This is a genomic window from Actinotalea subterranea, assembly GCF_008364845.1.
GTDB classification, from domain to species: domain Bacteria; phylum Actinomycetota; class Actinomycetes; order Actinomycetales; family Cellulomonadaceae; genus Actinotalea; species Actinotalea subterranea.
This window is the reverse complement of record NZ_VTTP01000003.1, coordinates 117188-133195: the sequence shown is the minus strand read 5'-3', so window position 1 is coordinate 133195 and position 16008 is coordinate 117188. Positions and strand designations below refer to the sequence as shown.

General features: G+C 72.9%; 16 protein-coding genes and 1 riboswitch. Of the genes, 10 read left to right on the top strand and 6 right to left on the bottom strand.

Annotation, left to right across the window (positions count from 1 at the left end; genetic code table 11):
* Positions 1 to 14: 14 nt before the first annotated feature.
* Both FZ988_RS06495 and FZ988_RS06490 read right to left on the bottom strand, forming a co-directional pair.
* The gene (locus FZ988_RS06495) at positions 15 to 2096 is read right to left on the bottom strand and encodes a glycoside hydrolase family 2 protein (protein ID WP_149203211.1); all 2082 of its coding nucleotides are present in this window, start codon (positions 2094 to 2096) and stop codon (positions 15 to 17) included.
* The gene (locus FZ988_RS06490; protein WP_149203210.1) at positions 2093 to 3130 is read right to left on the bottom strand and encodes a LacI family DNA-binding transcriptional regulator; all 1038 of its coding nucleotides are present in this window, start codon (positions 3128 to 3130) and stop codon (positions 2093 to 2095) included. The genes FZ988_RS06495 and FZ988_RS06490 overlap by 4 nt, the downstream gene beginning before the upstream one ends.
* Before the next feature lie 244 nt (positions 3131 to 3374).
* Here FZ988_RS06490 and FZ988_RS06485 point away from each other — a divergent pair, with 244 nt between their 5' ends.
* The 4 genes from FZ988_RS06485 to FZ988_RS06470 are packed head-to-tail and all read left to right on the top strand — an operon-like array spanning position 3375 to position 7570.
* Entirely contained in the window at positions 3375 to 4724 is a 1350-nt protein-coding gene (locus FZ988_RS06485; RefSeq protein WP_149203209.1) for an ABC transporter substrate-binding protein, read from the top strand.
* 1 nt (position 4725) lies between these two features.
* The gene (locus FZ988_RS06480; protein ID WP_149203208.1) at positions 4726 to 5691 is read left to right on the top strand and encodes a carbohydrate ABC transporter permease; all 966 of its coding nucleotides are present in this window, start codon (positions 4726 to 4728) and stop codon (positions 5689 to 5691) included.
* Positions 5688 to 6518: a carbohydrate ABC transporter permease gene (locus FZ988_RS06475; RefSeq protein ID WP_149203207.1), complete on the top strand. Its 831-nt coding sequence runs from the start codon at positions 5688 to 5690 to the stop codon at positions 6516 to 6518. The genes FZ988_RS06480 and FZ988_RS06475 overlap by 4 nt, the downstream gene beginning before the upstream one ends.
* Complete coding sequence (locus tag FZ988_RS06470; protein WP_149203206.1) at positions 6515 to 7570, top strand: glycoside hydrolase family 43 protein; 1056 nt, start codon at positions 6515 to 6517, stop codon at positions 7568 to 7570. The genes FZ988_RS06475 and FZ988_RS06470 overlap by 4 nt, the downstream gene beginning before the upstream one ends.
* A gap of 23 nt (positions 7571 to 7593) precedes the next feature.
* On the opposite strand, the gene FZ988_RS06465 is transcribed toward FZ988_RS06470, so the two are convergent.
* Complete coding sequence (locus FZ988_RS06465) at positions 7594 to 8097, bottom strand: MarR family winged helix-turn-helix transcriptional regulator (protein ID WP_149203205.1); 504 nt, start codon at positions 8095 to 8097, stop codon at positions 7594 to 7596.
* 95 nt (positions 8098 to 8192) lie between these two features.
* Here FZ988_RS06465 and FZ988_RS06460 point away from each other — a divergent pair, with 95 nt between their 5' ends.
* Positions 8193 to 8564, top strand: coding sequence for a DoxX family protein (locus FZ988_RS06460; protein ID WP_149203204.1), 372 nt, complete (start codon positions 8193 to 8195; stop codon positions 8562 to 8564).
* Positions 8565 to 8828: 264 nt separating this feature from the next.
* On the opposite strand, the gene FZ988_RS06455 is transcribed toward FZ988_RS06460, so the two are convergent.
* Together FZ988_RS06455 and FZ988_RS06450 are read right to left on the bottom strand one after the other, a co-directional pair.
* A complete protein-coding gene (locus FZ988_RS06455) occupies positions 8829 to 9263 on the bottom strand; it encodes a GntR family transcriptional regulator (RefSeq protein WP_149203203.1) in 435 nt (144 codons plus the stop codon).
* The gene (locus FZ988_RS06450) at positions 9260 to 10183 is read right to left on the bottom strand and encodes a hypothetical protein (protein WP_149203202.1); all 924 of its coding nucleotides are present in this window, start codon (positions 10181 to 10183) and stop codon (positions 9260 to 9262) included. Before FZ988_RS06450 ends, FZ988_RS06455 begins: the two co-directional genes overlap by 4 nt.
* 374 nt (positions 10184 to 10557) lie before the next feature.
* Here FZ988_RS06450 and FZ988_RS06445 point away from each other — a divergent pair, with 374 nt between their 5' ends.
* The 3 genes from FZ988_RS06445 to FZ988_RS06435 are packed head-to-tail and all read left to right on the top strand — an operon-like array spanning position 10558 to position 12481.
* A complete protein-coding gene (locus tag FZ988_RS06445) occupies positions 10558 to 10947 on the top strand; it encodes a GntR family transcriptional regulator (RefSeq protein WP_149203201.1) in 390 nt (129 codons plus the stop codon).
* Positions 10944 to 11834 (top strand): ABC transporter ATP-binding protein, encoded by an 891-nt coding sequence (locus FZ988_RS06440; RefSeq protein WP_223145051.1) that lies wholly within the window; start codon positions 10944 to 10946, stop codon positions 11832 to 11834. The genes FZ988_RS06445 and FZ988_RS06440 overlap by 4 nt, the downstream gene beginning before the upstream one ends.
* A complete protein-coding gene (locus FZ988_RS06435; protein ID WP_149203200.1) occupies positions 11834 to 12481 on the top strand; it encodes an ABC-2 transporter permease in 648 nt (215 codons plus the stop codon). Before FZ988_RS06440 ends, FZ988_RS06435 begins: the two co-directional genes overlap by 1 nt.
* Positions 12482 to 12564: 83 nt before the next feature.
* Here FZ988_RS06435 and FZ988_RS06430 read toward each other — a convergent pair whose 3' ends face one another.
* Positions 12565 to 13497, bottom strand: a complete 933-nt coding sequence (locus tag FZ988_RS06430) for an FKBP-type peptidyl-prolyl cis-trans isomerase (RefSeq protein ID WP_246169276.1) — start codon at positions 13495 to 13497, stop codon at positions 12565 to 12567.
* Positions 13498 to 13712: 215 nt separating this feature from the next.
* Here FZ988_RS06430 and FZ988_RS06425 point away from each other — a divergent pair, with 215 nt between their 5' ends.
* Together FZ988_RS06425 and FZ988_RS06420 are read left to right on the top strand one after the other, a co-directional pair.
* Positions 13713 to 14699 (top strand): TIGR03557 family F420-dependent LLM class oxidoreductase, encoded by a 987-nt coding sequence (locus tag FZ988_RS06425; protein ID WP_149203198.1) that lies wholly within the window; start codon positions 13713 to 13715, stop codon positions 14697 to 14699.
* Positions 14700 to 14878: 179 nt separating this feature from the next.
* A riboswitch (SAM riboswitch) is annotated at positions 14879 to 14973 on the top strand.
* A gap of 3 nt (positions 14974 to 14976) precedes the next feature.
* Positions 14977 to 15993 (top strand): methylenetetrahydrofolate reductase, encoded by a 1017-nt coding sequence (locus FZ988_RS06420; protein WP_149203197.1) that lies wholly within the window; start codon positions 14977 to 14979, stop codon positions 15991 to 15993.
* Positions 15994 to 16008: the final 15 nt, after the last annotated feature.

The window sequence follows — 16008 nt, the reverse complement described above, 5'->3', positions numbered from 1 at the left end:
GCTGACGCCCGGCCTCAGCCGTGCCCGGTCACGAGCCGGCGCAGCACCTCGATCGGCAGCTTGGGCGTGCGGTCGGCGCGCAGCAGCCCGTTGGTCTCCTGGCCGGTGTCCGTGAGCTGCGTCCAGCAGAAGCCCGCGATCGGGGCGCTCGCGCGCACGGCGTCGAGCAGGTCGGCGACACGGGCCTCGAAGTCGGCGTCGTCCGTGGCCGTCGAGTAGCCCCACGCGTCCTCGCGGCCGCCCGCGTAGCTGACGCCGCCGAACTCGGTGAGCATGAGCGGCTGGCCGCGGTCCACGGTGGGTGCGGCGTCGTCGAGCCGCATGCGTCGCCCGGCGGGGCCGATGCCGTCGAGCAGGGCGTGCACCGCCTCGGGCGTCCCGTACCGGGCGCGGACCTGCGACCCGTGGGCCGTGTAGTCGTGCACCGTCCAGATGTCGGAGTCCGTGTGCTCCCACCCGTCGTTCGACACGACGGGCCGGGTCGGGTCGACGGCGCGGGTCAGGTGGGCGAGCGCGAGCGAGTAGTGCTGCTGAGCCGGCTCGTGCGCGACGTGCTGGAGCCCCCAGCTCTCGTTGAGCGGAACCCACGTGATCACGCTCGGGTGCGAGGCGTCCCGGCGCACCAGCTCGAGCCACTCCCGCGTGAGGAGCTCGACGGAGCGGGGCGAGAACGCGTACGCGTTCGCCGTCTCGGCCCAGACGGTCAGGCCGAGCCGGTCCGCCCAGAAGAGGAACCGCGGGTCCTCGGCCTTCTGGTGCACGCGCGCCGAGTTGAAGCCGAGCGCCTTGATGACCTCGACCTCCTCGCGGAGCGCGGCGGCGCTCGGGGCGGTCAGGTGGCTCTGCGGCCAGAACCCCTGCTCGAGCACCGAGCGCACGTAGAAGGGCCGGTCGTTGAGCAGGAGGACCCCGTCGTGCACCGCGACGCTGCGGATGCCGAGGTAGGAGGCGACCGTGTCCGTCACGTGCGGTCCCGCGTGGTGCGTCAGCGGGCTGACGTCCCGCTCGAGGTCGGCCGCGGTGCCGGCGCCCGTGAGGCCGTCGTCGGCGACGTGCAGCACGACCTCCGCGTCGACGAGGGTCGGGCGCTCCGGTGACCAGAGCAGCTCCTCCTCCTGCTGCCCGTTGGCCTGCCGCGGGATGTCGACGCGCACGCGCACGTCGCGGTCGAGCACGCGGACCTGGTGCTCGGCGAGCAGCTCCTCGCCGAGGTGGAGGCTCACCGCGAGCGTCGTGCAGGCGCGTGGCGGGGCGCTCAGGCGGGCCGTGAGCAGGACGCTGCCGTCGGCGACGTCCGTGCGCCAGGCGACGTGCTCGAGGTGCACCCCGGGAACCGCCTCGAGCCACACCGGCTGCCAGATGCCCGTGGTCCGCTCGTACCAGATGACGTGCGGGCGCTCGCGCCAGTCCTGCTTGCCCCGCGGCTGCGCGACGTCGGCGGGGTCGTCCTCCGCACGGACCACGAGGGCGAGGCCTTGCGGGCCCAGCAGGTCGCTCCAGCGTCCGCCCTCCCGAGCCGTCCCCGGCGCCGGCTGCACCTGTCCGGTGGAGGACCGGCGGCCGTGGTCGAGCAGGACGGGCGTGAGGTCCACCGTGAACGGCGACTGGCCGCCGACGTGACGGCCCACGTGGTGCCCCCCCAGCCACACGTCCGCCGAGTGGTCCACGGCGCCCAGGTGCAGCAGGAGCCGGTCCCCCTGGACGTCGAGGCCCGCGGCGTCGAGGTCGTCGGAGGTGAGGCGGCGGCGGTACCAGACCACCCGGCACGGCCGCGGGTCGGCGATGCCCGAGGCCGCGGACTCGGGCGGGAACGGCACCTGGATGACACGGTCGAACGGGCTGGTGCCGGGTGCCGTCGCGTCCGTCCCGGTCCACCACCCGGCGTCGCGACCGGTGTCGTCCGGGTCGGCCGCGAACTCCCACGGGCCGCACAGGTCGGCCCAGTGGCGGCGCAGGAGCTGGGGTCGCGGGTAGGTGCCGTCCTGCGCGCTCGCGCGGAGCGTCCCCGAGGCGGGGTGGCCCTCCACGGCGGCGGCGTGGGCGTCGCGCCGAGCGCGCACGTCGGGGGTCTCGGGTGAGCGCTGCGGTGCGGTCATGGGGTGCCTCCGGGGCCGAGGGTGCTCTCACGCGGGACCACGCGGTGCCCGACCACGGCGTGGACGGGGTGTGGTTCGGTTCCTGCGCGCAGGCGCAGGAGCAGGTCGACGGCGGTCTCCGCGATCGCACGCTTGTCGGGTGCGACGGTGCTCAGGCTCGGGGCGCTGAACCTGCCTTCCTCGATGTCGTCGATGCCGATGACCGCGACGTCGGCCGGTGCGGTCAGGCCGCGGTCGCGCAGCGCACGCAGTGCCCCGAGCGCGAGCAGGTCGTTGAAGCAGAAGACGGCGTCGGGCGGCTCGGGCAGGTCGAGGAGCGCGTGCATCGCGGCCGCGCCGTCGGCCCGGTGGAAGTCGCGAACGTGGCCGACGAGCTCGGGGACCGCGGGGCGTCCGGCCGCCGCGAGCGCTGCGCGGTACCCGTCGAGCCGCAGCTCAGCGGTCTCGGCGGGCGTCGCGTTCTGCCCGGGCACCTTCGCGCCGATCGCGGCGATCCGGCGGCGGCCGAGGGACGCGAGGTGCGCGGTCGCCGCGAGGGCCGCCTGCCGGTTGTCGATCGCGACGTGGGGGAAGAGGGAGTCGTCACCCACGTGCTCGCCCAGGAGCACGAGGGGTCCGGCGTCGAGGCGGTGGCGCAGGTCGTTCGCGCCGAGGACGAGAGGGGAGAGGATGAGGCCGTCCATGAGGGGCATGTCGATGCCGTCGCTGATCGCCCGCTCGGCGTCGGCCGTCCCGTCCGTCTGGCTCAGCAGCACCGTGAGGTCGCGTGCCTTGGCGGCGCGCACGAGCTCGGACGCGAGCTCCGCGAAGTAGGGCTGCGTGAGCTCGGGGAGCGCGACGGCGATCATGCCGCTGTTGCCGTGGCGCAGGTGCCGGGCCGCGACGTTGGGTCGGTACCGGAGCTGGGCCAGGGCGTCCTCGACCTTGGAGCGCGTCGACGGCGTGATCGTGCCCTTGCCGTTGACGACGTTCGAGACGGTCTTGATGGACACGCCTGCCATCTCGGCGACGTCCTGAAGCCGGATGCGGGCCACGGGCACCTCCCTCGCTGCTCGTCGGGACGTTCGCCGTCTCCGGTCGCGGGACCGGTGCGACGGGGCGACCCTACTGAGATCGGCAGGATCGATACAAGGTTTACCACGAACCCTTGTAAAGGTTTACCGTGATGAGGTAGGAACTGCGGTACAAGGTTTACCGCCGTTCGACAGGTCTGTCCGGGTCCCCTGGCAGGCACGCACCGCGGCGAGCCGGCCGACCTCACCGCAGAGGAGCTCAACGATGAGAACCGCACCCTCCCGGCACGCCGGGATCCCCCGACCGCGCAGGCTTACCGCCGGCGCGCTGACAGTGACCGCCGCGCTCGCGCTCGCCGCGTGCGGCGGCGGCATGACCCCCGAGGAGGCCGCGGAGGGCGGCGCCGAGGACGCCGCCGAGTTCACGGGCGAGTACACGGGCCCCGAGGTCGAGCTCGCGTACTGGAACGGCTTCACGGGCGGCGACGGCCCGTTCATGCAGGAGCTCGTCGACCAGTTCAACGAGGAGCACGAGAACATCACCGTGGTCCCCAACACGATCCAGTGGTCCGACTTCTACCAGCGCGTCCCCGCCGCCGTGCAGGCGGGCGAGGGCCCGGACGTGGGCGTCATGCACCTCGACCAGCTCGCGACGAACGCCGCGCGCAACGTCATCGTCCCCGTCGACGAGCTCGCCGAGAACCTCGAGCTGAGCGCCGACGACTTCACCGCCGAGGTGTGGGACGCGGGCGTCTACGAGGGCAAGCGGTACGGCATCCCGCTCGACGTCCACTCGCTCGCGATGTACTACAACACCGAGCACTTCGCGGCCGCGGGCATCACCGAGCCACCGACCGACGCCGAGTCCTTCATGGCCGCCCTGGACGCCCTGAAGGCCGCCGGCTACGAGACGCCGTTCTGGATGCCGTCGCTGTGGCCGAGCCACCTCATGTTCCTCTCGCTCCTGTGGCAGAACGGCGGTGAGCCGTACTCGGAGGACGGCGCGGAGGCGCTGTTCGACTCGGCCGAGGGCGTCGAGGCGCTCGAGTGGCAGCGGTCGATCATCGACGGCGGCTACAGCCCCAGCGACGTCGCGATCGACTCCCAGTACGTCGCGTTCAAGAACGGCGAGACGTCGATCACCTGGGACGGCATCTGGCAGATCAACGACCTGACGGACTCGGGCACGCCGTTCGCCCTCGCGCCGGTCCCGACCATCGGCGACGAGACCGCGGTCTGGGCCAACTCCCACAACTTCTTCATCACCAAGCAGGCGACCGAGGACGGCGACAAGTACCAGGCCGCGCAGGTCTTCATCGCCTGGATGAGCGAGCACTCGGGCGACTGGGCGGGCTCCGGGATGATCCCGGCGCGCCAGTCGGTGCGGGACAGCGGTGTGCTCGACGGCGCGGCACAGCAGCCGATCGCCGAGCAGATCGACCAGATGCGGTTCCTGCCGCCCGTCCCGGGCCTCGGCTCGGTGCAGGCCGAGGCGCTCGAGCCGGCCGTCGCCGACGCGACCCTCGGCGCACAGGAACCCGCCGCCGCGCTCACCGGTGCGGCCGAGCAGGCGACCGAGCTCATGGCCCGCAACCTCGAGAGCTTCGGGGGCTGAGATGACGTCGACGCCCGTCGCGGCGCCCCCGGCCGGCCTGGCCGTGGGGGCCGCCGGCCGGGGCGCGCCGCGGCGTGGCGTCCCGCGGCACGGGAAGGCCACGCCCTGGCTCTTCCTGGCCCCCTACCTCGCGCTCTTCGTCACGTTCGTGATCCTGCCCGTGGTGCTCGGCGCGTGGATCAGCCTGCACCAGTGGGACTTCACGCTGCCCGGCAAGCCCTTCGTGGGCCTGGACAACTACCGCGACCTGTTCGACCCCGAGTCCATCTCCTACGAGTCGTTCTGGCGGTCGATGCGTGCGACCGGGGTCTTCACGCTCTTCAGCGTCCCGCTGCTGCTCGTCGTGCCGCTGCTGGTCGCCCTCGTGATGAACCAGCGGTTCCGGGGGCGCAACCTGTTCCGCGCCGTGTTCTTCGCGCCGTACGTGCTGGGCGTCGCCGTCGTCGCCGTGCTGTGGCGCTACCTGCTCGACAACAACATCGGCCTCATCAACTACTACCTCGGCCGGCTCGGGCTGCCCGACGACACGGCGTGGACGACGTCGCTGCCCGCCGCGTGGGTCGCGCTCGTCGGCGTCACCGTCTGGTGGACGCTCGGGTACAACTCCGTCATCTACCTCGCCGCGCTCCAGGACATCCCGCGCGAGCTCTACGAGGCGGCGCGCGTGGACGGCGCGAACGCCTGGCAGCAGTTCTGGAACGTCACGGTGCCGGGCCTGCGTCCCGTGCTCGCCTTCGTCACGATGATCACGATCCTCGCCTCGGCGAACATGTTCGGGCAGTCCTACCTGATCACCCAGGGCGGTCCCGGCCGCGAGACCCGCACCGCGATCTACCAGATCGCCGAGACGGGTCTGCGCAACTACCAGATGGGCAGCGCTGCGGCGATGAGCTACGTGCTCACGGCGGTGCTCATGGTGCTGTCCGTCGCGATCTTCTGGCTCTTCCGCGAGAGGAGGACCCGATGAGGGCCGGCACCGCGGGCCAGGTGGTCCGCTACACGCTCCTCGTCCTGCTCGGGCTGCTGTTCCTGAGCCCGCTCGTGTTCATGGTCGTCACGTCCTTCAAGACGCGCGGCGACGCCGGTGGCATCCCCCCGTCCTGGATCCCCGACCCGTTCTCCACGCAGGCGTACGAGTCGATCCTCACGGCGCGCGGCACACCCGTGCTCCGGTGGTTCGCCAACAGCCTCGTCGCGGCACTCGCGAACTCGGCGCTCGTCGTCGGGACCGCGGCCATGGCCGCCTACGCCCTCGCGCGCATGGAGTTCCGCGGCCGCGGTCTGGTGTTCGGCGCCATCATCGCGACCCTGTTCGTGCCGCCCGTGATCCTCATCATCCCCAACTACCTCGTCGTCGGTGAGCTCGGCTGGCTCAACACCCTGGCCGCCGTGATCGTCCCGACCGCCGCGTCGGCGTTCGGCGTGTTCTTCCTGCGCCAGTTCTTCCTCAGCATCCCCGCCGAGCTCGAGGAGGCCGCACGCCTGGACGGCGCCAACGCGTGGCAGATCTTCCTGCGCGTGCTCCTGCCGCTGTCCCGGCCGGCGCTCGCGACCCTCGCGCTGCTCGCCCTGCTGACCAACTGGAACGACTTCCTGTGGCCCGTGTACGTGCTGTTCAGCCCTGAGATGCAGACGCTCCCCGCGGGGCTGTCGACGCTGCAGTCCGCCAACGCGGTGCGGTACGACCTGCTCATGGCGGGCGCCGTGATCGCCAGCGTGCCGGTGCTCGTGCTGTTCGCGTTCCTGCAGCGGTTCATCATCGAGGGCGTCTCACGCTCGGGGCTCAAGGGGTGAGCGCCCGGGCCCGCGGGACCGGCGCCGTCGTCGCCGCGATCGCGTTCCTCCTCACCGGGTGCACGGGGGGACCGGCGGGGGACGGGGTGTCGAGCCCCGGGCCGAGCGGCTCGGCGTCCCCGGATGAGGACGGCGGCGACGACGACGGCGCGGACGGGGAGTCCGGAGCGGGAGGCGTCCACGACGCCAACCCTGTGATCGACACGGACTTCCCCGACCCCGACGTCCTCGAGGTCGACGGCACCTGGTACGCGTACGCGACCAACGGGAACTCGCGCAACGTGCGCGTGGCCCGGTCCGCGGACCTGGTGACCTGGGAGGAGCTGCCCGACGCGATGCCCGACCTGCCGACGTGGGTCATCCCGGGCAAGACGTGGGCGCCCGAGGTCACACGGCTCGAGGACGGCCGCTTCGCCCTCTACTTCACCGCGACGAGCTTCCGCCCGACGGCGCAGTGCATCGGCGTCGCGCTCGCGGACTCGCCCGAGGGGCCGTTCGTGGCGGTCGGCGAGCAGATGCTCGTGTGCCCCGACGCCGAGGGCGGCGCGATCGACGCGTCGACCTTCACCGACGCCGACGGCACCCGGTACCTGCTGTGGAAGAACGACGGCAACTGCTGCGGGCTGGACACGTGGCTTCAGCTCGCGCCGCTCTCGGCCGACGGCACCGCCCTCGCCGGTGAACCGGTGCGCCTCGTGCAGCAGGACCAGCCGTGGGAGGGGAGCCTGGTCGAGGCGCCGACGCTCGTCGAGCGGGACGGGACGTACGTGCTGCTCTACTCGGCGAACGACTACGGCGGGCCCGCGTACGCGATCGGCTACGCCACTGCGACGTCGGTGCTCGGCCCGTACACGAAGGCTCCCGAGCCGCTGTTCACCACCGACACCTTCGAGGGCAGGTACGCGGGGCCCGGCGGCCAGGACGTCGTCGCCGGCCCGGACGGCGAGGACCGGCTCGTCTTCCACTCCTGGTACGGCTCGACCACCTACCGTGCGATGAACGTGCTCCCGCTGACCTGGGAGGGCGGTCGGCCGGTGCTCCCGGACGCCTGACGTCCGTTCGCCGCCTGTCCGGCTCAGTCCGCCGGGGGGGACGCGGTGGGGAGCCGCAGGGAGAAGCCGGGGCGCACGCCGTTGAGCACGCGGTGCCCGATGCTCTCGAGCTGGCGGACCTGCGCGGGCGTGAGGTTGTCGAAGACCAGACGCTGCACCTCCTCGACGTGGCCGGGTGCGGCGGCCACGACCTTGTCCCACCCGGCCTCGGTGAGCACCGCGAGGGTGGCTCGGCCGTCGTGGGGGTCGGGGGTGCGTCGGAGCCAGCCCTGCCGCTCGAGGCGGGCGGCGATGCGTGACAGGTGGGAGAGGCTGACCTTGGCCATCTCGGCGATCTGGCTCATGCGCGCGGCGCGGCCCGGGGTCATCGACAGCCACGAGAGCACCTGGTAGTCGACGTGGCTGATCCCGGAGTCGCGCTGGAGCTGGGCGTCCAGGGCTGTGGGCAGCTCGACCAGCACGGCGGACAGTGCGATCCACGCCTTGGTCTGCTCCTCGTCGAGCCACCGGGGCTCCGTCGCGCTCATGGACTCAGACTACTTGACACGGCAAGTGAAAGCCGGACAAGGTTGCTTTCCGCGGCAACAAAGCCGGCCTCGGCGTGCCCCCCGAAGGAGTCCTTGTGAACATCGCTCTGTGGATCGTCCAGGCCCTGCTCGCCGTCGCCTTCCTCGGTGCCGGGGCCATGAAGCTGACTCAGCCCAAGGAGAAGCTCGTCACGTTGCTGGCGTGGGCCGAGAGCTTCAGCCCCACCTCGATCAAGCTCATCGGGGCGGTCGAGGTCCTCGGCGCCCTCGGTCTAGTCCTGCCTGCACTGACCGGGATCGCCCAGGTGCTGACCCCGCTCGCTGCGGTCGGTCTGGCGGTCGTGATGGTCGGCGCGATCGTCACCCACGGCAGGCGCGGCGAGAGGCCGATGATCGCGGTCAACGTCGTCCTGCTCGCGCTCGCGCTGTTCGTGGCCTGGGGCCGATTCGGTCCCTACGCCTTCTGACGGTTGCCGGGCGTCGAGCCCTGCGAACCCTGACGGCTGCCGGGCGTCGAACCCCGCAGCCGCGTCACGCAGTGTCGGCGAGCCGGTCCGGTCGCTGTGCTCGATAGCCGGGCCGGTTCGCTCCTCATGTCGCGGACAACCGGTGGTTAGTGAGGATCTGGACTGCTCTCTCGTCGCCGTCCGACAGGTCGCTGGCTTGCACGACCTCCATGGCGCCTTCTTCTGCTCTGAGTGCGGTGGCGAGGAACGTCGCGCCGGCAACGTTCACTGCCCTCCGGCGTCACCCCACCCCGCCTGCGCGCCGCGCACGAGCGCGAGCAGCTCGCCGTCGCCCAGCCCGCCAGCGCGTGCACGCGCGACGAGCGCAGCGACGTCCTCGAGCAGGTCGTCGAGGGGTCCCGCGTCCCCGGCGCGGGGCGCGCCGGGGTCCGCCGGCCCGGGGTCCGGCCCCGCCACGGCAAGCCCGGCCACGACCGTGCCCGTGCGGCGCCGGGACGTCACGACGCCGGCGGCCTCGAGCTCGCGGTAGGCCCGCTGCACGGTGCCGACGGCGACGCCGAGGTCGCGGGCGAGGTCCCGCGACGCGGGCAGCCGCTCCCCGACGGTGAGCGCGCCGACCGCGACCAGCCCGGCGACCTGGGCCCGGATCTGCTCGTAGACGGGGGTGGGCGCGGCCAGGTCCACGCGGAGCTCGGTCATGCCCTCGCGGTCCCCGTCGCGGTGGTGAGTGACGGGCGAGCGCGCAGCCCCGGGAGGGCGGACGCACCGAGCGCGAGGGACGCAGCGCCGACGGCGAGCGCGCCGACGAGCGAGACGAGTGCGCCGCCCGTGTGCTCTGCACCGTGGAGCGGCACTGCGGCGACGGCCATCATCAGCGCCGTCGCGCCGCCGACCCAGGCCTGGACCCCGGCGAGCACGCGTGCCGCGGAGGTGCGGCGCACGGCGTCGTCGTGCTCGCGCGGGACCAGTGCGAGCGCCGGTCGCCGGGCGACCACCCACAGCACGAGCACCGCCGCTGCGAGAGACACGAGCATCCCGACGGCGATCGGCACACCGAAGGGCCACCCGGGGTAGGGGCCTGACGCCCCGGTGCCGATCACCGTGCCGTCGGTGTCGAGCGTCGGCACGTGCGCGACGGTGCGCCCGCCCGGTGCGGCTGTCAGCCCGTACGCCACGACGGCGACCAGGCCCAGCGCCACCGTCGCCGCGAGCGCGAGGAGCCGGCGGCCGCCGAGCTCGCGCACGGTGCGCCGCGCGAGCGTCGCCGTCCGAACCGTCCCGCTCGGCCGCGGCCACCAGAGCTCCCCGAGGGCGCGGGCCAGGCAGAAGACGACGGCTCCCAGGAACGGGCTGGTGTAGACCAGCATGCCCGGCGCCGCGGGGGTCGGCTCGAAGCCGGACGTCCACACGACCGGGAGCGTCGTCACCCCGATGACCGACCCGAGGCTCGCGACGGCGGCTCCGAGCGACATCAGGGCCTCGTGGCGGCGGGCGGCGCGCGCCACGGTGGGGGCGTCGGCGGCCGGGCTGCCGGCGACGACGGCCGCCACCACAAGGGCGACGAGCGCGAGAAGGCCCACCACGAAGGTGAGCAGGACGAGAAGGACCACACCAGCCATGACGCTCCAATGAATCAATGAGTTGATGCATTGAATCAGGCCTGAGCGCACGGCGCAACGCCTCGCCGTCTGCCTGCCGGCATCCACCCGCCCGCCCGGCCCCACCGTCGACACCCGCCCCCGCCCCCGGCGCCAGCCCCAGGTCGCCCTGCCGAGATCGCACATCCGCACCGAGGCCGGCCATGTGACGGTGCGATCTGGGTGCGGATGTGCGATCTCGCGGGGTGCAGGGGGCGAAGGGGTGGGGGTGGGGGGGTGGGTCGATGGTCCCGGCGTCGGTCCCGCCCTGACTGTGCATACTGTTCGTACTGCACATATACAGTGAGGCAGCGAGCGGCGCACGAGGCGTCGACACATGACAGGCGGGAGGCAGCATGCGGGTCGTCATCTCGAACACGGCCGGAGTGCCCCTCTACGAGCAGATCAAGGAGCAGGTCAAGGCCGCGATCCTCGCCGGCGAGCTGCGTGAGGGCGACGCCCTGCCGTCCGTGCGCTCCCTCGCCAAGGACCTGCGCATCAGCGTCATCACCACCACGCGCGCCTACGCGGACCTCGCCCGCGAGGGGTTCGTCACCAACGTCCAGGGCAAGGGCAGCTTCGTGCTCCCCGCGAGCTCCGAGCTCGTGCGCGAGCAGCTGCTCCGCGACGTCGAGGACGGCCTGACGGCGGCGCTCACCGCGGCACGCGTCGCCGGCCTGGGCCGGGACGAGGTCGTCGCGGTCCTCGACCAGCTCCTGACCATCCACGAGGAAGGGAACCAGTGACCACCGAGAACGCCCTGGCCGTACAGGGGCTCACCAAGTCGTTCGGCGGCTTCGCGCTCCGCGACGTCACCCTGACGCTCCCCACGGGGTACGTCATGGGGTTCGTCGGGCCCAACGGCGCGGGCAAGACGACGACCATCAAGTGCCTGCTCGGCATGCTGCGGATCGACGGCGGGACCGTCGAGGTCCTCGGCCGCCGGGTCGACGCCGGTGCGCCGGGCCCGGCGGACGACGTCGGCGTCGTGCTCGACCGCCCCTACTACGTCTCGGACTGGCGGCTGGACGACGTCGAGAGCGCGCTCCGCCCGTTCTACTCGCGCTGGGACGGCGACCGCTGGTCCTCGTTGCTCGACCGGTTCGAGCTGGACCGGCGCCGCAAGGTCAAGGACCTCTCACGTGGCATGGGCATGAAGCTCATGGTCGCGGCCGCCCTGTCGCACGACGCACGCCTGCTCGTGCTCGACGAGCCGACCAGCGGCCTGGACCCTGCCGCGCGCGACGAGCTCCTGACCATCCTCTCCGAGTTCCTCGAGGACGAGCAGCACAGCGTCCTGTTCTCCACGCACATCACGACCGACCTCGAGCGCATCGCCGACTACGTCACGTTCATCCGCGACGGCGCCATCGTGTCCACCGGCACCAAGGACGACCTGCTCGACGCCTACCGCGTGGTGCGCGGCGGGCCGCAGGACGCGCCACCCCCGGGGACGCCCGGGTTCGTCAGCACGCGCCGCCACGGGAGCGGCTTCGAGGCGCTCGCCCGCGCGGAAGCGGTCCGGGACCTGCCCGACGGCGTCGTCGTCGAGCCCGCGAGCCTCGACGACATCGTCATCCACGTCGGACGTGCGTCCGACGGCGCGTTCGACCATGCAGAAGGGAGCCTGTGATGTCGACCGTCGCAGCATTCGTGCGGCTGGACGCGCTCACGGTGCGCCCCCAGCTGCGGTCCTACCTGTTCCTGCTGGGCATGGGCGTCCTGTTCGGGCTCATGCTCGAGGACTCGTCCTCGGTCATCGCGATCTCCGTGGTCTACGGGATCCTCACGTCGTCATACGCGTTCGCCATCGAGGACAAGGACGGTCTCTCCGTCCTGTACGGGACGCTCCGGGTGCCGCGCGACGTCGTGGTGGTCGGCCGCTACGTCGGTGCGCTCCTCATGTTCGTCGTCATCGGCGCGGTCTCCACGGCGCTCGCGGCGCTGCTCTCGGCCTTCCAGGGCGAGACGCTGACGGCCACCGAGGTGCTCGCCGTCCTCGCGGTGTCCTTCGCGATCTTCGCGTTCACGATCGGCGTGCAGTTCCCGCTGTTCTTCGCGCTCGGCTACACGCGCGCCAAGCTCCTCGCGTACCTGCCGTTCCTGCTGGTTTTCGCAGCGGTCGTGGCGTTCACGCAGGCCGCCCCGGACGCCCAGAGCCTGCCCGCCTGGCTGGAGCCGTCCGCAGGCGCCGGAGCCGTGGTCGTGGTCACCTCGCTCGCCGTGCTCGTCGCGTCCTGCCTCGTGAGCCGACGCATCTACGGGCGCAAAGACCTCTGAGGGCGCGGCCCCGGACGCGACGAGGCCCCGGTCGGCCGCCTGTGGGGCGGTCCGGCCGGGGCCTCGTCTCGGTCGTGCGGAGGTCAGCTCGCGTCGAGGATGTCCACGACGAAGACGAGGGTCTCCTCCGCGAGCGCGTTCTCCGTGCCCGCGTACGCCTTCTCCTTCGGGACCACGAGCAGCAGCTGGCTGCCGACGGTGCGCCCGACGATCGCCTCGTCCCAGCCGGTGATGACCGCGCCAGCGCCGATCGTGGTGGTGAAGGGTGACCGCGCCCACGACGAGTCGAACTGCTCGCCGTCGAGGGTCCAGCCGCTGTACTGCACGGTCACGCTCTGCCCGGTCTCGACGACGGGCCCGGTGCCCTCGATGAGGGGCTGGACCACGAGGTCGGCGGGCGTCGGGTAGCCGGCGGGGATCGAGATCGACGGCTCGCCGTTCTCCGCGAGGGTCACGGTCGGCAGGCCCTCGGCCGGCGCGACGGCCTCGCCCTCGGCGCGCGTCGGGAGCGTCTTCGCCGCGAGGACCTCGATGGCCATGATCGTCGCCGGGTAGGCCTCCGACGTCTCGGTCGCCGCACCACCGGGTGCGGCGAACAGGACGCGCGCGCCGACCTTCTGGCCCGTGAGGGCCTCGGTCAGCGCCGGCAGGATCGCCTCGTCGCCGAGGATGAGCGACTCGGGCGTGCCGAGGTCCCAGGTCGACCCGAACGAGGTGCCGTCGTCGCCCGACACGGCGACGTAGTGGATGCTCAGGGTCTGGCCGTCCTCGAGCGGCTCGCCCTCACCCTCGACGTCCACGCGGGCGACGGGCTCGCTGATCGTGAAGGGCTGCTCGAAGGTCAGCGTGGGGGCGGCCCCGAGGTCGCCCTCGACCTCCACGGCCTCGAGCGTCGCGGCGTCGTCGGGCGTCGCTGTCGAGTCGTTCGTCTTCTCGGCCTCGGCGTCCCCGGAGCCGCCGGAGCATCCGGCGAGGAGCAGGGTCGTGGCGATGAGTGCGGCAGCCAGTCGGCGCACGGGCAGGTCCTTCGTGATCGGTCATCGAAGCCGCTGTCACCGGACGTGGCCGGTGGCGCGGGAACGTGTCCGCTCGTGCGGACCCGCCGACTCTACGTGCTCTGCCTGGGAGCAGCCTCGGAGCCGTGTGGAGATCCTGCGTGCGCCGACGGGCCGCCCGCCCGCGCGGCCGGCCCCGGGATGCCGGGCGGCGCTCGCGGTGTGAGCCTGGGGGCATGCGATTCGGATACACGCTGATGACCGAGCAGAGCGGGCCGCGCGAGCTCGTCGGGTACGCGGTCGGGGCCGAGCGGGTGGGCTTCGACTTCCAGGTCTCGAGCGACCACTACTTCCCGTGGCTCGACGCCCAGGGCCACTCGCCCTACGCCTGGTCGGTCCTGGGCGCGGTCGCGCAGGCGACGTCCCGCACCGAGCTCATGACGTACGTGACGTGCCCGACGATGCGGTACCACCCCGCCGTCGTCGCGCAGAAGGCGGCGACGCTCGGGGTGCTGAGCGACGGACGGTTCCAGCTCAACGTCGGCGCCGGCGAGAACCTCAACGAGCACGTGGTCGGTGAGCGGTGGCCGGCCGTGGCCGAGCGGCACGACATGCTCGACGAGGCGCTCCAGGTGATCCGCCCGCTCCTCGACGGCGAGCACGTGACCTTCGAGGGTGAGCACTTCCGTGTCGACCAGGCGTACGTGTGGGACAGGCCCGAGGCGCCCGTCGAGATCGGCGTCGCCGTGTCCGGGCCGGAGTCCGTGGAGCGGTTCGCGACGATGGCCGACCACCTGGTGACCACGGAACCCGACGCCGACGTGGTCGGCCGGTGGGACCGCGTGCGGGAGGGCGCCGGGTTGGGCCCGTCCCGCAAGATCGGGCAGCTCCCGATCTCCTGGGACCCGGACCCCGCCGCCGCGAAGGCCCGGGCGCACGAGCAGCTCCGGTGGTTCGGCGGCGGCTGGAAGGTCAACGCCGACCTGCCGACGACGCAGGCGTTCGACGCGGCGTCGCAGTACGTGCGGCCCGACGACGTCGCGCAGACCATCCCGTGCGGGCCGGACCTCGACGCGGTCGTCGAGGCGGCGTCAGCGTTCTGGGAGGCCGGGTTCACCGATCTCGCGATCCTCCAGGTGGGGGACGAGAAGCAGCAGGAGTTCCTGGACGACGCCGCGGGCCCGCTGCTCGAGCGACTGCGCGCGGCGTCCCCGGGGGGATGAGGAGGTAGGGCCCGCGTCGTCGGCGGCATCACGGCCTGTGCCGGCGCGCCGCCGGGTCGTGCCGGGCCCCGCGGACGGTGGCGCGCCGTCGGAGGTCGATGCCGACGTGAGACGGCGTGTCTCGACAGCCGGGACGGTTGGCCTTGGGATCGCGGCCCGGGACGCCCTACAGTGTGGGCGACCCATCAAGAGCGGCCGAGAGATCTGGCTCGTCGACGCCGCAGCAACCCCCCTCGCGACAGGGTGCGGGTGCTCACGCCAGAACCGATGGAGCAGCATGAGCGACGCACCCGCCCACCCGACCACCGCCTCCGCGCCCGCGGCACCCACCGGCCCGGCCGCCTTCCCGGCCCTGCCCTCACGGCTCCGCGCGTCGGACGCCGGCCCCACCGTGTCGTTCGAGCTCTACCCACCGCGCAGCGAGGCCGCGACCGCGTCCCTGTGGCGCACGATCCCGCGGCTCGCCGAGGTCACGCCCGACTTCTTCTCCGTCACCTACGGCGCCTCCGGGTCGTCCCGGGAGACGTCCCGCGCCGTCGTCCAGTGGATCCTCGAGCACACGGCGACGACGACGGTCGCGCACCTCACGTGCCTGGGCTCGCCCCACGCGCAGGTGCGTGCCGTCGCGGAGCAGCTCGTCGCCGACGGCGTCCGCGACTTCCTCGCGCTGCGCGGGGACCCGCCCGCGGGCGTCCCGGACTGGCGCCCCGACCCGGCGGGCCTCCAGCGCGCGAGCGAGCTCGTCGAGCTGCTCCGCGACGTCGAGCGCGCGGCCGGCGAGCCCCTGAGCATCGCCGTCGCAGCGAGCCCCGCGGCGCTCGTCGCGGCCACGGCCGACGGCGGAGGCCCGGCGAGCTGCGGCGACCTCCAGGCGCTCGTCGCCAAGCAGGCCGCCGGCGCCGACCACGCCATCACGCAGGTGTTCTTCCGCCCCGAGGACTACGTGCGGTACGTCGAGGTCGCGCGCGCCTCGGGCGTCGACATCCCGCTGCTCCCGGGCATCGTCCCGCTCGCCGACCCGCAGCGTCTGCGCCGGCTGCAGGAGATCAGCGGCGTCGACGTCCCGGCCACGATCCTGGCCCGCCTCGACGCCGAGCAGGACGACGAGCGCCGCCGTGCCGCAGGTGTCGCGATGGGCGTCGAGCTCGTCGAGGCGGTCCTCGACGCGGGTGCGCCAGGCCTCCACCTCTACGCGTTCAACCAGTCGCGTGACGTCGTCGACCTCCTCGAGGGCGCCGGGCTCGCCGACCCGGCCGCACGCGCCGCCCGGGCCCGCGGCGTCCCCGTGGCGTGACCGCGACCTGACCAT